We start from the raw sequence: 15237 nt of genomic DNA on the forward strand, positions 1-15237 counted from the left end.
TTGTTTTAATATGGGTGCAACGACTATACTTTTAAGGAGGTATATATTATGTCAGGTTTTATTTTTAAACTGCAAAATGTTTTGACTTCGCAATCTCATGCAAATAGTTCAGATGCTCAGATCGCGAAACTTATGTTACAAAACTTGCATTACGCTAATAAGAATGTAACGATTACTCAATTAGCTAAAGCATGTTACACGTCCGTATCAAGTATCAGTCGCTTTGCAACGAATCTTGGTTACGATAGCTTTAACGAAATGAAACAGGACTTCATTGGAATTCCTGCTGAATATGACGATTTACAAGTAGATAACTCATTCTTCAACACGAAGTCATTGAGTCAATATAAAGAAGAAATCATTAACTCTTTCGAAGGATTTAATGAAATAGATATTAAAGACCATGCATTATGGCTAGCAGAATTTATATTTAATCAAGAAAACGTATATATCTTCTCGACGCACATCCCAAGTAATATTATATCGATTTTACATCGCGCAATCCTTGCAACAGGTAAGTATGTTGAGTTTGTTCAAGATAAACATGAACAGATTAAAATTGCGGAAAACGCAACATCTGCAGATTCCTTTATCTTTGTTTCCTTAGATGGAACATTCGTTATGGCTAAAGAAATCACCATTCCAGTCATTATGTCTGGTGCAAAGAAAGTCTTAATTACCCAAAATACCGATATGAAGTTCGCAAGTAACTTCGATTATCTCATCCCACTTGGTTCTAAATCACCAATATATACCGGAAAATACAAATTACTACTCTTCGTAGATTACTTCATTAATGTATTCTTTACATACGCTAATGAACATTCAGAACTTTTGAATAAGAAATAGAGAAGTCACAGCTAAAGCTGTGACTTCTTTTACTTATTGAGATTGTTTCTGAATAAATTCACTAAACCACTGACCACTCTTCTTAAGAGTACGTTTTTGTGTTTTTAAATCAATACTGTAAAGTCCATAACGATTGTTGTATCCATTTAACCATGACCAACAGTCTACGAATGTCCATAAGTGGTAACCGAAACAATTACTTCCCTCTTCCATACCCTTATGTAGCATTGTTAAGTGTTCTTGAATAAACTCAATACGGTAGTCATCTTGTATCATTCCATTCTCATCTTGGAAACGCGCTTCATCTGCGACTCCAATACCGTTTTCTGATACAAACCATGGTATATTGCCATATTCATTTTGAACTAATTTTGATATATCATATAAAGCTTCTGGATAGATTTCCCATCCACGATAAGGATTGATTCTACGCTCTTTCCAGATATACGGTGCATAGAGGTCCTCTGGCATGAGAGCTGGTCTATTGACATCCCCTTCAGGTGCTTGTACACGCTTTGGTTGATAATAGTTAACACCTAAGAACTCGGCTGTGTTCTCACGAATAATTGTAAGATCATCCTCATTCACATTAAGTAACAAGTCATTTTCCTCTAACAATAATACTAAGTCTTTAGGGAAAGTCCCTTTAACCATCGGTTCTAAGAAACTATCAACATTAAGCAGTTGTGCATATCTTGCTGCCTGTAAGTCCTCTTTTGAATCTGATTTACTATAGATTGGCGTTAAGTTTAAGATGGTTCCTACTTTAATATCTGAGGACACTTCTTTCATTGCCTTAATTGCTTTAGAATGAGCTAGAATCGTATAGTATCCAGATTCAATAGCTTTCTTAAAATCACGGATTGCTGGGTAATGAAACTCATAGATATAACTACACTCGACATGAACAATTGGTTCATTAAAAGTAACCCAATACTTTACGAGATCACCAAACTGTTCAACACAGGTTCTTGCATAGAATGCAAACTTATCAGTGATAATCGGATTGATCCAGCCACCAAGTTCCATCATCCACCAAGGCATATCAAAGTGGAATAAGTTAATAATAGGCTCAATACCTTTATCTCTCATCGTTTGAAAGTAATCACGATAATAAGCAACTGCCTCTTGGTTTAATGTTTCACCATCCGGTAATAAACGTGACCATGAGATTGATGTACGGTATGAATTGAGATTAATGTCTTGCATACGTTGGACATCCTCACGATAGAGATTGTATACGTTTGATGTTCTACCAGGACCTATTTCTGAAAATACCTCTGGTGCCATCTCAAACCATTTATCCCATGTGTTCGGTGCTTTACCATATGCGAGACTTTCTCCTTCAGTTTGAGGTGCGGAAGCAGCAGCTCCCCACCAGAAATCTTTAGGAAATTTAAGCGAATCAAATTTTGTCATTGTTACCTCCCTTTATCTTAAAAAAGGTATATTCCAAATGGAACATACCTTTGAAAATACTATTACATTTCTTGTTCTTTTTCGTCTGCTCTATTCGCAATAACTACAAATGGAACATAGATTAGGACCATTAATAATAAGTTGAATGCTGCAAGAACTCCACCTTGAATACTTTGTGTTGCTAAGACTCCACCAATTACTGGAGGTGTTACCCAAGGAATAACAACTGTAGCAACAGGGATAAGTTTCGCACTTGTTAATAGGTATGCAATTGTTGAGAGAACAACTGGACCAAAAACAAATGGAATAAAGAAGATAGGATTCAATACAATAGGAAGTCCAAATAGTACGGGTTCGTTAATATTAAATAAGCCTGGCCCAATACTTAAACTTGAAATTGTTGACATCTTTCTATTCTTACGTGCTACTAGGAAAATTGCAACAAGTAAAGCAATTGTTGTACCTGTACCACCCATGTTTACAAATGCATCGAAGAATGCTTTATTGACGATATATTCTGGAGCTTTTCCAGCTGCTATTGCTGCTGCGTTTGCTTCAATAGCAGGAGCATTAATTAGTTGCATAAATGGATCAATCATGTTTGCACCATGAATCCCGAAGAACCATAAGAATGGTGGTACAAATGCAAGAATAATTGCTGCAGGAAGTGTTGATGTTAAACTCATAAATGGTTTTTGGAACAACTCATAGAACACATTGATAATGTTTGGAATTCCAAAACGTAAAAGTAATGTTGTGACAAGTCCAACTAAAGTTACCACAATCATCATTGGGAACATATTATTAAATGCATCAGCAACACCTTGTGGAACGCCATCTGGCATACGCACTTGTAATGCTCGAACTGATGATAAGAAACGAAGGAATTCAACGGAGATAATTCCTACGATAATTGCAATAAAGAGACCTTTTGCATCAGCACCTACCATACCACCAATAGCTGCAAATGAAGCTAATGAAGTAGCACCAGCAATTTTCCCATTCATCTTGTAGGATTCACCTAAGTTATCTCCAATTAAGAAAGCCATGAAGATTGACATGATTCCAAATGAACCATTCCAAATATTTCCTCCAAGTGTTTTCCATATTGGGCTACCATCTTCAAGTGCATATGAGAATATTTTTCCCATAAATTCTTGGAATCCTGGTATTGGTAAGTTGTTGATTGCTACTGCAAGTGCCCCAACAATCATCAACGGCATTATTGTAGTAAATGCATCACGTATTGCTAACAGATGTCTTTGGTTTCCAAATACATTCGCAATTGGAAGTAATTTTTCTGACATTCTATCCATAAAACTATTCATATTTTTCTCCTCTTTTTCTTTCCTTAAATCTATCCAGTAAGTTGCTTAGAAATCCAATATTAATATCTGAGCTATTCAGTTTTCTTCTCTTTCCCCGTTCCTCCTAACTCTTTGGTATTTCTTATACTTCTATTCTTACATGTGCATTAAGCGCTTTCAACACAATCAAGATTGTATTCAAGAAAGCTCTTTCATTTTCAGAGAATTATTTCCTATTGGATAATATTTTCGTAAAAACTAATGATTTTCTTGGTTTTATGTCTTTTTTAGCTGTTTTATACTCTTTTGTGGTCTCTACAACAAAAAAAGGGAAACTCAAAATTCCCCCTGTACTTATATATTAAGATATTTCTCAGCTATTTGCACTGCATTTGTTGCAGCTCCTTTACGAATTTGATCACCACTACACCAAAGACTTATACCTTTTCTCCCTAAAACTTGTATCTCTCGCAACCTCCCTACAAAGACATTATCTTGATAAGACGTATCCAGTGGCATTGGATATTCTAGTTTATTAGGATTATCTACGAGTCTTACTCCTTCGGCATTCATGAGGATGTCTCTAGCTTCTGAAACACTGATTGCTTCATTAAAGAACAAACTAATTGATTCCGAATGGGATCGCATTACAGGAACACGAACACACGTACACGATACCTGTAAACTCTCATGATGGAGTATTTTACGAGACTCATGAAGTAACTTCATCTCTTCACTTGTATTCCCTTCGCTATCAAATCCACCTATTTGCGGTATTAGATTATATGCAATCTGATATGGAAAGACTCTTGGTTCACTTTCCTTTCCTAAAGCAATATCTTGAATTTGTTCTTCAAGCTCATAGATTCCTGCACTACCTGCCCCTGATACTGCTTGATAGGTTGAAACAATCATTGAGTCTATAGGTACAACTTTATGTAGTGCGTTAATGGCAACTAAAGCAATAATGGTTGAACAATTCGGATTCGCAAGGATCCCTTGATGTCCAATTATATCCTCTGGGTTTACTTCGGGGATAACTAATGGTACAGTGTCATCCTTTCTATATGCGTTTGAGTTATCGATAATCACAACTTCATCATGAACAAGTCGTGGCAGATAGTGTCGTGCTAAGTCATCATCAAGAGCGGAGAAGATAATCCCGTCTTGTATAAATACATCTTCATTAAGTTCTTCAATAACGATACGCTTACCATCAAAGACAATCTCTTTCCCAGCACTTCGTTGTGATGCAAAGAGTCGTATTCCTTTATATGGGAACTTACGCTCTTGAAGTTGATTTAGTATTTCTTTACCAACCTCTCCTGTAGCACCTAAAATCGCAATGTTATGAAATGTCATGCCACGCCTCCTTCAAATTCATGGTAAATAGTCTGAATTGTTTTATCATAATCTTCATTATTAACACCTACAATAATATTAGACTCATCACTTGTTTGTGAGATGAGGGATATGTTAATACCCTTTGACCCCAGTGAACCGAAAAGTCTACCACTCATTCCTGTCTTCTGTTTCATAAACCGTGACACAACTGCGATAAGTGAAATTTCGTGGACAACATCAATACGATCGCTATTACAAGCTTCTTGTAATTTACCAAGGACTTCATACAAACTATTCTCTAAGTGCTTTGTTTCAATCACTAAGGAGAACATATCAATTCCTGTAGGAATATGCTCAACTCTTAATTGATACGTATCCAGAACACGAAGAGCTGCAAGCAGTGTACCTCGCTCATTTGACATATGTGCTTTAAAAATAGTAATAATCGAAAAGTCTTTCTTACCAGCTATTCCTGTAATTTCTTGTTTTCGTTCCGTTTCAACTGTATTTAGAATTGTTGTTCCTTTATTAGTAGGATCATTTGTATTTAGAATTTGGATGGGGATATTCTTTTCTTTGACTGGAAAGATAGCTTCTTCATGAAGTACAGAAGCTCCCATGTATGAAAGTTCACGGAGTTCATCATAGGTTATGACATCAATTTGTTTGGGATTGTTGATAATCCTAGGGTCTGCTTTAAGGATTCCTGATACATCTGTCCAATTCTCGTAGCAACTAGCATTCGATAAATTCGCCAAGATGCTTCCGGTAATATCGCTACCCCCACGATCCATAATCTTAATATCTCCGTTTGGTAATGAACCATAGAACCCTGGTACAACTATCTTCGGTGTATCTCTGAGTACTTTATAGAGACGTTCTTCCATAGCTTGATAATTTAAACTCAAATCATAGTTAAAAATAATGAGGTCTTTTGCATCTACAAAATAATAAGACAGATACTCACTTAGTAACTTTGCGGTGAAATACTCACCACGGCTTACAATTTCATCAAGATGGGTTCTAGAACTGATTGACTCTACATAGTCACTAAACTCATCCATTAGCTTTGATGATAAGTTTAATTCTTTCTGGATAGAACTCAGTTTCCCTGAAATTTTATCAATAATCATCTCAGCATCGACACCGTATTTATAATGCTCATACAATAAATATAATAGGTCTGTTAGCTTAGAGTCGTTTTGATCTGATTTCCCACTTGCACTTGTGACAATAATTGAGCGACTTTTATCGCTGAGGACAATCTCTTTTACCTTTTGAAATTGCTCAGCATTCGCTACACTGCTTCCACCAAATTTCGCAACTTTTAACATATACATGCCCCTACTCCTTTAAACACCACGGCTTTGTCATCATCAAGCTCCATGAGTAAGTCACGAAGCATGGATAGATTTATTTCTCGTGTAAATTGATATTCCTTATCTTTCTTGAGGAGATACTTTGTACCGATTTCCTTTGTACTTCGAATTACATAAGTACTCTTCTTTTGAGATTTAACTTTCAAACTATTATTAAATTTGTAGCTTACTTCATAAGTATTCTCCTTAATACTTAATATATCTTGAACTATTGAGTGTGCAGTAGGATACTTCCCCGCACCCTGACCAAAGAATGCTAGTTCACCAACAATCTCACCATGCAATACCCCAATATTATTATTGTTTCTCACACTCGCCTTAATGTCACTTGAATCAAGTACATGAAGCATTACTGATGATTCAAATAATCCATCATAAGATTCAGATTCACCAATATACTTCAACATTCTATCCTTTGAATTAAAGTATTCAATATCCTTCTTAGTAATGTTTCTCATACTGAGCCTAAGAATATCATCACGCTTTATGGTCGTTTGGTATGCAATATTAGAACTAATTAATATCTTGCTTTGTACATCATAACCATCAATATCATTTTTAGGATCTCTTTCGGCATATCCTAAATCCTGAGCAATCATTAACACTTCTTCAAACTCTAATTTTTCATGAGTCATTTTATCAAGTATAAAGTTAGAAGTTCCGTTAAAGATTCCTTGGATTGATGTAATAGTGTCACTACGAAGCGTTTGATAAAGATTATGAATCCAAGGTATTCCACCTCCTACACTTGCTTCATAGCGAAACTTAACACCATGCTTTTGTGCTAAAAAATGGAATTCTAAGAAGTGTTCAGCAACGACTTCTTTATTTGCGGTAACTACATGTTTACCATGTCGTAATGCCTTGACAATGTACTCATAGGAAGGATGCAAGCCCCCCATTGTTTCAATGATGCAATCCACTTTCGAATCACTTATGATTTCATCAATATTTTCGGTTAAACGAATACCCGTAGTAAAACGACCTGGTCGTGAAAAGACATGGCTTACTTCAATATCTAATGATTTATTATTTGAAATAATATCATAAACACCTGATCCTACGGTTCCAAAACCTAAAATTGCGATTTCCATATTCGCTCTCCTGTTAAATACACTTGTATTTCTGTTGTGGTCATTGTATCATAGTACATAGTTTAAACACAAGGAGTGAATCCAATGATTAATTATTATGAGAGCAGTCGAAATGCTCATGAAAAAATGTGTTCCAGTGAAGCTATCTTAAAAGGCTTAAGTTCTGATGGTGGACTGTATGTACTCCGAGATTTTGATAAACATACTTTTGATATTGAGCTTTTACCGAGCTTAAGTTATATGGAAATAGCACTAAGTGTTATGAGTCTGTTCTTTCCAGACTTTGACTCCCAACAAATCGAAGCATCCATTCTTGAAGCTTATTCATTAAATTTTTCTGATCCCGCAATTACTCCACTTAAGAAGGTTGGTAATAATTTTGTATTGGAACTTTTCCATGGACCTACACAAGCGTTTAAGGATATTGCTTTATCAATACTCCCAAGTCTTATGAACCATGCTTTAGAGATCCAACAATTTCAAAAAGACATTATGATTCTGACAGCTACGAGTGGTGATACTGGTAAGGCTGCACTTGAAGGGTTTAAGAATAAAGAAAGGATGAATATCATTGTCTTCTTCCCCAATGAAGGAGTATCAAAGGTGCAAGAATTACAAATGATTACTCAAGAAGGAAAGAATGTTCACGTGTGTGCGATCAATGGTAACTTTGATGATGCCCAAAGTATTGTGAAAGAACTCTTTCTTGATGAGGACTTAAAAACAATAGGCGATAAGTTTTCCTATCAATTATCCAGCGCTAACTCTGTGAACATTGGTCGCCTTATCCCACAGGTTATTTATTACTTTGATGCATACAAACAGTTGCTTAATACCAATGAAATAACAATGCATGAAAAAGTGAACTTCATAGTCCCAACAGGAAACTTCGGTAATATCCTTGCCGGGTACATTGCTAAGAAATTAGGACTTCCCATCAACAAACTCGTATCTGCATCTAATGCCAACAATGTATTGCATGATTTTATCTCAACTGGAGTTTACGACACTAGAAGACCGTTTATTAAGACTTCATCACCAAGTATGGATATACTAATTTCATCAAATCTCGAACGTTTACTTTACTATGCAAGTGGACAAAATAATAATTATGTTAAAGAGTGTATGGATAGCTTGAAGAATAAACAAGTGTTTCAAGTAAGTGAAGAAATTCATCAAGAAATACAAAAAGATTTCTTAAGTGGTTATGCTCTTGATGATGAAGTCAGTGATACGATAGCCACTGTCTATAAGGAAGAGAAGTATCTTCTTGACCCACATACTGCCGTAGCATGGAAAGTCATGTCTGATCTTAAGTTAAGTGACCATAAGAATATAGTGATAGCAACCGCATCACCTTACAAGTTCCCAGGAACCACAGGTAAAGCTCTCGGAATTGATATTCAATCTGAGGATGACTTTGTCATGATGGACGCTATTCACTCATTAACACAAATACCAATCCCTGAGGCACTTGTGGAATTAAAGCATAAAAAAATACTACACGACACAAAGATAGATACTGAGTGCATGAAGTCTTATGTGATTTCGAAGGTAGGACAAGGCAATGATTAAAATTACAGTACCAGCAAGTTCCGCTAACTTAGGTGTTGGATTTGATTGTCTTGGTGTTGCACTGGATGTTTATGCTGAGTTTAGTTTTGCTTACAGTGATGTATTAAGTATCAGTGGATGTAAACCTGAATACCAAAATGAGAACAACCTTGTGTATCGTTCTTTCATTCATGCTTCAAAGTTTCTTGACTTAGAGCCTAAACCTATCACGATTCATATTAACAGTGACATCCCTGAAGCACGAGGACTTGGATCAAGTGCAAGCTGTGTCGTAGCTGGCGTTTTAGCTGCATATTCCTTATCAAACACACCACTAAATTACGATAATATTCTCTATCTCTGTACTGAACTGGAAGGACATCCTGACAATGTTGCGCCTGCATTTTTAGGTGGATTGATTGCCTCAGCACAGTTTAACGATCAAATATACACACAAGAATATTCCGTTCATTCAAAGTTTTCGTTCATAACTTTGGTACCTGACTTTGAAGTAGCAACAGAACAAGCACGAAAAGTCTTACCAAAGACGGTTCAACACAAAGACGCTGTTTCCAACCAAACTAAACTTCTCTTTGCAATGGAAGCATTCGCTCAAGGAGACTCACTACTCTTAAAAAACTGTCTAGATGATGCTCTTCATGAACCCTATCGTATGAAACTTATCCACGAGTATGAAAAAATCAGAGCTATACTCGAAGAATCTGGAGCCCTTGAAATATTAATATCAGGTAGTGGTCCAACACTTTTAGGAATTTTTGACACCGACATTCCTACTTCTGTAATTTCTACCCGATTAGAAGAACTAGAGTATAAATGGACACTTAATCATGTTAGAATTGACACGAGAGGAGCACATATATGCTTGACCAATATTTAGTAGTTGATGTAAAAGTATTACCCGAAGTATTTCATAAAGTAATTCAAGTTAAAAACATGCTTGCTTCTGGAGAAGTAACACAAGTCAGTGAAGCAGTGAAGATTGTGGATATATCACGAAGTGCTTATTATAAGTATAAAGACTCAGTCTTTGAAGCGAGTACCTTTAAAAGTTTGGAAAAAAAGGCATTGTTACATGTTGTAGTGGAAGATGTTAAGGGAGTTGTTTCTCGAATACTTAATGAGTTATCAACTCATGGCTGTAACTTGTTAGCAATCAACCAAAACTTACCTATTCAAAACACAGCTAGTGTGTTTATTAGTATTGATATTAATGGCTTAACAATTTCTATTAATGAACTTCTTGATAGAATTACAAGTCTACATGGTGTTTCAAAACTTGATTTACTTTCAATAGAATAAATAAAAAATGTAGAACCTATCGTATTATAGGCTCTACATTTTTTCTGTTAATAGTTAGTGTTCATTAGGATCATCAATAGCATCTTGATGTGTTGGGTGAACTGTACCCACAACATGATCTGGTCCTGCATAGATTGTGTAAAGTTTTAATGGTTTTGTACCTGTATTGGTAACATTATGCCATGTATCAGCAGGAACAAAGATTGCATAGTCTGCTTTCACTTCTTCTTTAAATGTTAAGTTATCCTCAGCATCTCCCATTTCGCAAAGGCCTTCACCTTCTTCAATTCTTAAGAATTGATCAATGCCATGGTGAATCTCTAATCCAATGTCATCTCCAGGTTGAATAGTCATAAGGGTTACTTGTAACTTGCTTCCAGTCCATATCGTAGTTCTGTAGTTTTCATTTTCCAAGGTCATACCTTCGATATCTTCAACAACTGGTTTTTTACCACGATCACTATAATCAAACATCATTTAACACCTTTCTTTCTATACCTTAATGATAACCGTTATCATTCACTTGTGCAAGGATTATGATTAGTTTTTATTGATTTCTTTTTAAGGTAGATTCTAAGGATGCTTTAAAGCTATCAGTAGTCGTATCAACTGCTTCAGTATAGGTAAAAGTATCCGTTCTTCGCTTCAATTCTTCAATCATCAAATCACCAATTTCTTGTACTGTAAACTCTCGTCCAATTAATGAAGACAAGGTACCCATTGCATGAGGATCAATGATAATGTCATGCTCTTGCATACTATCATAGAAACCTTTTACAAGCTCTCCACGTTCATGTTGATCTCCATTAACCCCAATATAACAAACTAACGCAGAAACATCTTTACGCTTACGTTGAGCTGTACCAGAGAACTTTTTACCATAGATACTCATATCTGATTGCCCTGGGCAATATGCACCATCAATAAGACCAGTTTCAATATCCTGGGTTATGGGTCTTAAGGCATCTTTAATAAATTGATCAAGATATTCAAAGTTCTCATACATGTTCTTATTGTTTTTTACAATTAATGACATATTCAAGACACCTTCATCAGAAACAACCGATCTTCCACCAGCATTTCTGATTGTGACTGGGACATTATTTTTCTGGTAGTAGTCCAAGCCTTGCTTAAAGTCTTTGATTTTTGTATCATCATTCCCCATGTTAATTCCTGAATGTTGAAAAAGATGAAGAATGATATCCCCATCTTGAATCGTCTTCATTGAATGATCATCAATAGCTGTAGATATTAAAGAGTTCTCTTCTTGTTTCAATTCGTTAATTACAATACCGTTCATACAATCACCTCACTCTAAAATAATAAGTGCTGGTGTGTCTTTAGTAAAGCAATCCACTCATTCAATAAGAAAGCCCAATATCTCTTAGAAGAAATATTGAGCTAGATATTAAACTTCGATTGCAAAGTCCTGCGAGAAAAATTGTGAGATTAAGATCTCTTGAGTCTTTGAGTCGGAAATCTCTAATTTACCTGACATTAGTTTTTTTGATTCATTACGAATATCAGCAATTCCATCAATATTTATTTGATGACTGTTTATATTTAGTTTAAACGATCCAGCTAATGCTCTTACATCGATTGGTTTCATATAAACGATGAGATTATCAATTCCTAATATATCAAGTTTTACTTCGATTTCTTGTTCGGTATTATTACTGATAAGTAATGCCTTACTTTTATATTTATTAATAATATCTAGCTTAGACTTCTCACGACAACTCATAACAACAAAGATTAACAACACCAAGTTATAAAACATCCAGAATAGACTTAAGCCAGGAAATTGTTTATGTTGGAACAATTGAATACTATGAATTATAATTGCGAACACGTAAGCAATAGCAAGGATAGAAAAGAACGTTGCTGTCTTACCATCAAAGTAGCGATACATTGTATTGAGACCTTTTTCAGTAACTTCAAATTTACTCTTTGAACCTTTAAGGCTGAATAGCTCGCTTATGAGTTCTTTGGCTAAATATGGAGCCATTACATATTCCATGATTTGTGAGTAGAAGATACTTATCTTACCGTTTGAAATAATCTTAAATTGAATTAGTTGCGAAACATAGAATGGTAACCAAACCAACAACAAGTGAACTAAATTCGCTTGAATAATATAGATACTTAAAAATACAAAGAGAAATGGACTCAATAGGAAGAACATTCTACTAAAAGATGTTAACCAGTAAATTACTCCATCAAAGTAAATAATACGTTGCATCATAGTTAAACCTTTTTTATTGAATATTCCATATTTCTTAGCAACTTGAACCGTTCCACGTCCCCATCGTTTCTTTTGCTTAACATAGTCTTCCACAGTTTCAGCTGATAGACCAGTAGCAAGTTCACGATTAATATAGGTCGTCTTCCATCCTTCATTCTGAATCAACATACCTGTAACCATATCTTCCGTGATAACACCTGTAGAGAACCCATTAATCGATTCCAAAGCTTCTCTTCTGAAAAGACAGTTACTTCCTATATACATGGCAGCTCCCCATTCATTACGAGCAGGTTGCATATAGCGCATAAAGAAGTCCTGTTCGTTTGCTGCTTCTCGTTGCTTGAATAGGTTCTTCTGAAATATATCGAGATTATAGAATGTCTGTGGTGTTTGCACATAACCCATCTTTAAGTCATCAAAATATGGAATCGTATAGATAAAGAAGTCTTCTTTCATAATCATATCCGCATCTTGAGTAACAATGATATCACCATGAGTCTGACTGAAAGCATTATTTAAGTTCCCTGCCTTTGCATGGATATTTTCAGTTCTCGCGATGTACTCAACACCAAGACTTGATGCAAGCTCTTTAACTTCTTGACGATTTCCATCATCTAATACATATATCTTTTTCTTTGATTCTGGATATTTTGCGTTCTTCGCACCGATGATCGTCGGTGTTAAGACTGCAATGGGTTCATTATAAGTTGCTATGTATACATCTACAGTTGGTACATTGTCGAAGCTTTCAACTTGCTTATCATATACTGTAACTGGCTTCCAGAATAATAAGAAGGATACAAGGCTTTGAAAGAAGCCAATGCATTCCGCAAGTAGCATTAGCATCCCAAAACTCTTATTCATGATACTGTTAGTAGGTATCGTATATTTGATACGATAAACAAAGTATGCCAGTTGAAGCATCATTGTAAGCACTAATATGGTACGCTTCATTCGATATCCCTTTTTGAATAAAACATACGCAATAAATGTAAGCGACAATGAAACAATCGCATACATGATTAATAGTAATCCATAATTCATAAACAAATTTTCCCCTCAATAGTTTAATACTAAAAATTTCACTTGGATATTTTTAGACACGACCTTTATTATAGCCTAACTAATAATAAAGGCAAGTTTATAACATATAAATAATGTATGTTCATCCTAAAACATAAAAAAACTTCTAAAGATTAGAAGTTTTAGTTTGGCTCGGTGGATCGATATCTAATATTTGAGTCATGTACATCTTCCTATTGCGAAGTGCACTTAGTGATGCGAAGAAGATTCCAACATTAAAGTAATAGACAAACGTCAGCTTCAAATTCAATATTAGTATCGGAATAAACGGAAAAGAGAAGTCTGCAGGGGAAATGTAATCACAAAAGTAATCCCAGTATACTGTACCAAGAGATGTCGCTGCAAGATCTTGTTTCCATTCATACATATACATTACCGCTATCACTGCCATAGCAATAATAAACAGTGAACCAAACATTGGTTTTTTATCATGAAATTGTATTACTATCACAGATATACATACTATCAGAACAATAATATTGGCAAGCAGTAAAAGATTTACCATTTCATAAATTCCATACGGATTTGCGTTCAAAGTTGTTTGATTCATCGGATCAATTTTAAAAAGTGTAAAATATGCTATCCAACAGAAAACACCTACTACAAAAGCTGAGGCAATAAACAAATATTTACTGCTTTTTTCTGAAATAACTCTAAGTGCATGTAACATCCTATAATCTCCTCTACTTTATTGGTTCATTGTTACCTTCATTATCTCTGCACAATACTATCAGTGTCATTAATTAATTATAGCTTAACGATAATTTGAGCCTCTTTCAAGGAGTTATTAAAAATCCTATAATATCACATAGATATATCTATGAAAGAGTTTTGTATTGAATAAGAAATTTAATTCAGGTTCCGTATTACTATCTTAAGTCCTTTTACATTCACAACCATTATTCCGACGATAAAAGGACCATTGACTTGTGTCAACGGTCCTCTGTAGGGTCATATTATTCAGCATTTCTAATTTCTACCCAATCAGTTACGGTTTCTTTTAATCGAATTGCCTGTCTTCCAGACTCTTCGATAATTTTAACCGCTTCGCCTGAAAGTAAGCAGTGAGCTCCTCGACAATACGCAACGATTGGTTTGTTTTTAGGAAGTAACTCAAGTTTTTCTTTTATTTCTTCCACTGGAATTGATACTGCCCCTTCAATATGAGCATGTTCATATTCAACTGTTGGTCTTACATCAAGAAGTATAATTTTGCCACTCTTTACTAACTCATCCAGTTCTTGCATCGTGAATGGTTCAAGATGCTCTACTTCACTTAAGTTATCAATTACAGTGTTTCTTTTCTCATAGTAGTCATTACCTATGTTTAAGAAATGATCAAATAGCATGGCGGTATCCTCATCTGCGATTTCATAGACAATGTAAGCACCGTCACGACTATTGGATACAAACCCAGCCTTTAATAAAACTTGAAGGTGTTTTGAAACATTGGCAACACTAAGTCCTGTTAATTGAGAGAGTGATTCGACACTTCTACTGTTATTCAATAGGTATGTAAGAATACTAATTCTACTTGAACTAGAGAGTATTCGCCCTACCTCGGCATACGTTTCTAACATGTGTTGGTTTAGCATAATACCCTCCTTTTGCGACTTAATTCTATTATACGACATTAGCCAATT

The 15237-nt window shown here is 35.2% G+C and carries 14 protein-coding genes; 4 read left to right on the forward strand and 10 right to left on the reverse strand.

From position 1 onward, the window contains the following. Positions 1-48 precede the first annotated feature (48 nt). Positions 49-849: a MurR/RpiR family transcriptional regulator gene (locus G7059_RS09530; RefSeq protein WP_166081869.1), complete on the forward strand. Its 801-nt coding sequence runs from the start codon at positions 49-51 to the stop codon at positions 847-849. 33 nt (positions 850-882) lie between these two features. On the opposite strand, the gene G7059_RS09535 is transcribed toward G7059_RS09530, so the two are convergent. The 5 genes from G7059_RS09535 to G7059_RS09555 all read right to left on the reverse strand — a co-directional run bounded on the left by G7059_RS09535 (position 883) and on the right by G7059_RS09555 (position 7392). After that, positions 883-2268 carry a glycoside hydrolase family 1 protein gene (locus G7059_RS09535; RefSeq protein ID WP_166081870.1) on the reverse strand — a complete coding sequence of 462 codons (1386 nt, stop codon included), beginning with the start codon at positions 2266-2268 and terminating at the stop codon, positions 883-885. Between the two features lie 62 nt (positions 2269-2330). Further along, entirely contained in the window at positions 2331-3596 is a 1266-nt protein-coding gene (locus G7059_RS09540; RefSeq protein ID WP_166081871.1) for a PTS sugar transporter subunit IIC, read from the reverse strand. A gap of 333 nt (positions 3597-3929) precedes the next feature. Next, positions 3930-4937, reverse strand: a complete 1008-nt coding sequence (locus G7059_RS09545; RefSeq protein ID WP_166081872.1) for an aspartate-semialdehyde dehydrogenase — start codon at positions 4935-4937, stop codon at positions 3930-3932. Further along, a complete protein-coding gene (locus tag G7059_RS09550; protein WP_370519180.1) occupies positions 4934-6259 on the reverse strand; it encodes an aspartate kinase in 1326 nt (441 codons plus the stop codon). The genes G7059_RS09545 and G7059_RS09550 overlap by 4 nt, the downstream gene beginning before the upstream one ends. Next, the gene (locus G7059_RS09555; protein WP_166081873.1) at positions 6247-7392 is read right to left on the reverse strand and encodes a homoserine dehydrogenase; all 1146 of its coding nucleotides are present in this window, start codon (positions 7390-7392) and stop codon (positions 6247-6249) included. The genes G7059_RS09550 and G7059_RS09555 overlap by 13 nt, the downstream gene beginning before the upstream one ends. Positions 7393-7476: 84 nt before the next feature. On the opposite strand from G7059_RS09555, the gene thrC reads away from it, so the two are divergent. The 3 genes from thrC to G7059_RS09570 are packed head-to-tail and all read left to right on the forward strand — an operon-like array spanning position 7477 to position 10266. Next, a complete protein-coding gene (thrC, locus tag G7059_RS09560) occupies positions 7477-8967 on the forward strand; it encodes a threonine synthase (protein ID WP_166081874.1) in 1491 nt (496 codons plus the stop codon). Then, positions 8960-9844, forward strand: coding sequence for a homoserine kinase (thrB, locus tag G7059_RS09565; RefSeq protein ID WP_166081875.1), 885 nt, complete (start codon positions 8960-8962; stop codon positions 9842-9844). Before thrC ends, thrB begins: the two co-directional genes overlap by 8 nt. Then, the gene (locus G7059_RS09570; RefSeq protein ID WP_166081876.1) at positions 9826-10266 is read left to right on the forward strand and encodes an ACT domain-containing protein; all 441 of its coding nucleotides are present in this window, start codon (positions 9826-9828) and stop codon (positions 10264-10266) included. The genes thrB and G7059_RS09570 overlap by 19 nt, the downstream gene beginning before the upstream one ends. 54 nt (positions 10267-10320) lie before the next feature. Here G7059_RS09570 and G7059_RS09575 read toward each other — a convergent pair whose 3' ends face one another. From G7059_RS09575 to G7059_RS09595, 5 genes are all read right to left on the reverse strand, one after another. Next, positions 10321-10743, reverse strand: coding sequence for a cupin domain-containing protein (locus tag G7059_RS09575; protein ID WP_166081877.1), 423 nt, complete (start codon positions 10741-10743; stop codon positions 10321-10323). A gap of 70 nt (positions 10744-10813) precedes the next feature. After that, complete coding sequence (locus G7059_RS09580) at positions 10814-11566, reverse strand: protein ligase (protein WP_166081878.1); 753 nt, start codon at positions 11564-11566, stop codon at positions 10814-10816. Between the two features lie 108 nt (positions 11567-11674). Beyond that, on the reverse strand, positions 11675-13555 hold the full coding sequence (locus G7059_RS09585; RefSeq protein WP_166081879.1) for a glycosyltransferase: 1881 nt from the start codon (positions 13553-13555) through the stop codon (positions 11675-11677). A gap of 145 nt (positions 13556-13700) precedes the next feature. Then, positions 13701-14264, reverse strand: a complete 564-nt coding sequence (locus G7059_RS09590) for a hypothetical protein (protein ID WP_166081880.1) — start codon at positions 14262-14264, stop codon at positions 13701-13703. A 286-nt stretch (positions 14265-14550) separates the two neighbouring features. Further along, the gene (locus tag G7059_RS09595; protein WP_166081882.1) at positions 14551-15189 is read right to left on the reverse strand and encodes an ArsR family transcriptional regulator; all 639 of its coding nucleotides are present in this window, start codon (positions 15187-15189) and stop codon (positions 14551-14553) included. Positions 15190-15237 lie beyond the last annotated feature (48 nt).

It is taken from the genome of Erysipelothrix sp. HDW6A (assembly GCF_011400295.1).
Classification (GTDB): domain Bacteria; phylum Bacillota_I; class Bacilli_A; order Erysipelotrichales; family Erysipelotrichaceae; genus Erysipelothrix.

Coding starts and splice junctions, on each gene's coding strand:
- G7059_RS09595 (WP_166081882.1), bottom strand. CDS start 15,189: ATGCTAAACCAACACATGTTAGAAACGTATGCCGAGGTAGGGCGAATA.
- G7059_RS09570 (WP_166081876.1), top strand. CDS start 9,826: ATGCTTGACCAATATTTAGTAGTTGATGTAAAAGTATTACCCGAAGTA.
- G7059_RS09545 (WP_166081872.1), bottom strand. CDS start 4,937: ATGACATTTCATAACATTGCGATTTTAGGTGCTACAGGAGAGGTTGGT.
- G7059_RS09585 (WP_166081879.1), bottom strand. CDS start 13,555: ATGAATTATGGATTACTATTAATCATGTATGCGATTGTTTCATTGTCG.
- G7059_RS09590 (WP_166081880.1), bottom strand. CDS start 14,264: ATGTTACATGCACTTAGAGTTATTTCAGAAAAAAGCAGTAAATATTTG.
- thrC (WP_166081874.1), top strand. CDS start 7,477: ATGATTAATTATTATGAGAGCAGTCGAAATGCTCATGAAAAAATGTGT.
- G7059_RS09540 (WP_166081871.1), bottom strand. CDS start 3,596: ATGAATAGTTTTATGGATAGAATGTCAGAAAAATTACTTCCAATTGCG.
- G7059_RS09580 (WP_166081878.1), bottom strand. CDS start 11,566: ATGAACGGTATTGTAATTAACGAATTGAAACAAGAAGAGAACTCTTTA.
- thrB (WP_166081875.1), top strand. CDS start 8,960: ATGATTAAAATTACAGTACCAGCAAGTTCCGCTAACTTAGGTGTTGGA.
- G7059_RS09550 (WP_370519180.1), bottom strand. CDS start 6,259: ATGTATATGTTAAAAGTTGCGAAATTTGGTGGAAGCAGTGTAGCGAAT.
- G7059_RS09535 (WP_166081870.1), bottom strand. CDS start 2,268: ATGACAAAATTTGATTCGCTTAAATTTCCTAAAGATTTCTGGTGGGGA.
- G7059_RS09530 (WP_166081869.1), top strand. CDS start 49: ATGTCAGGTTTTATTTTTAAACTGCAAAATGTTTTGACTTCGCAATCT.
- G7059_RS09555 (WP_166081873.1), bottom strand. CDS start 7,392: ATGGAAATCGCAATTTTAGGTTTTGGAACCGTAGGATCAGGTGTTTAT.
- G7059_RS09575 (WP_166081877.1), bottom strand. CDS start 10,743: ATGATGTTTGATTATAGTGATCGTGGTAAAAAACCAGTTGTTGAAGAT.